Source organism: Fontibacillus phaseoli (genome assembly GCF_003337355.1).
Taxonomy (GTDB): domain Bacteria; phylum Bacillota; class Bacilli; order Paenibacillales; family Paenibacillaceae; genus Fontibacillus; species Fontibacillus phaseoli.
This window is the reverse complement of record NZ_QPJW01000030.1, coordinates 1-1065: the sequence shown is the minus strand read 5'-3', so window position 1 is coordinate 1065 and position 1065 is coordinate 1. Positions and strand designations below refer to the sequence as shown.

The following is a 1065-nucleotide window of genomic DNA, read 5'->3' as shown; positions in this document are numbered from 1 at the left end:
CTCTTCGTTGTTCTCAAAAAACGCTCTGAATTTGTGACTCTTGAATTGCGGGCCGTTGTCGGTACGCACCACGAGCGGCGTTCCTTGCGTGTATACACCTCTTTTTAAAAGAGCCTTGTGCAGGGTGGCAAGCAAGTCTTTCGTCTTAGACTCCTTGCCGCGGTACTGTCCAACTACATTACGGTCGTATACATCTATAATGCTTGCAGTGTAAAAATACCGCTCCAGGCCAGCGATGTAACCATACTTAATGTCCATTTGCCACAGTTGATTTGGACCTGTTACCTCCATATTATTCGCCAATCTGCGTGGATAGGAGACCTTAGGTTTTACTGGCTTGCCCAGGATACCAAGTTCTTTGCAGAGCCTGTACACCTTCTTCTTGTTAATCTTAAGGCTATGCTGCCGGCGTAAAGCGATGGTAAGCTTCCGGTATCCATAGGTGTACTCCTCACCTTCTAGCAGCTTCATAATCAGGCGCTTGATTCGTACATCTGTCACTTTCTTACCTTCAAAGGTATAGGAGTATCCGGGTACTGGACGCCCACCTTTAGGCGCTTGTTTAGGGTTCAAGTGCTTGAGAGAATAGTAGTACGTAGAATGCGGCACACCACAGATCTTAAGCACGGGACGCACCTTGTAGCCTTTCAAGATCCATTTTCGGGCCACTTGAATTGGATGTGTGGATACTTTTTTTTTACAAGCTCACGAAGTATCGCAATCTCCAGTTCTTTCTCACCAAGGAGTTTGGCTGCCTGTTCATATTTCTGCTCCCATTCTGGAGCAGTCTGTGGGTTATTAAGGTTTTTCAAGTCTTTCTTCTTACCCATGGTAATCTCCACCTCATCCCGATATTGTTTGACCCATTTATACAAAGAATAGGGGGAGATTCCATGTTTACGAGCAGTTAATGCCACATTCCCCCGGTCCAGTGCCTCCTCGACGACCTGTATTCTTAACTCGTCGAACTTGCTGTGCTGTACTCTCATATGGACTACCTCCAGCTAATTTTTATTGTATATTGTTTAGCCTGTAAGTGTCCAAGGTGATTAGGGGGCTTTATAG

At 45.7% G+C, this 1065-nt stretch carries 2 protein-coding genes; both read right to left on the bottom strand.

Annotation, left to right across the window (positions count from 1 at the left end; translation table 11 throughout):
* On the bottom strand, window positions 1-651 hold a 651-nt coding region (locus tag DFP94_RS25245), incomplete at its 3' end, for a DDE-type integrase/transposase/recombinase (protein WP_147273884.1).
* Window positions 648-989: a helix-turn-helix domain-containing protein gene (locus DFP94_RS25240; protein WP_114499232.1), complete on the bottom strand. Its 342-nt coding sequence runs from the start codon at window positions 987-989 to the stop codon at window positions 648-650. The genes DFP94_RS25240 and DFP94_RS25245, both read right to left, overlap by 4 nt.
* Window positions 990-1065: the final 76 nt, after the last annotated feature.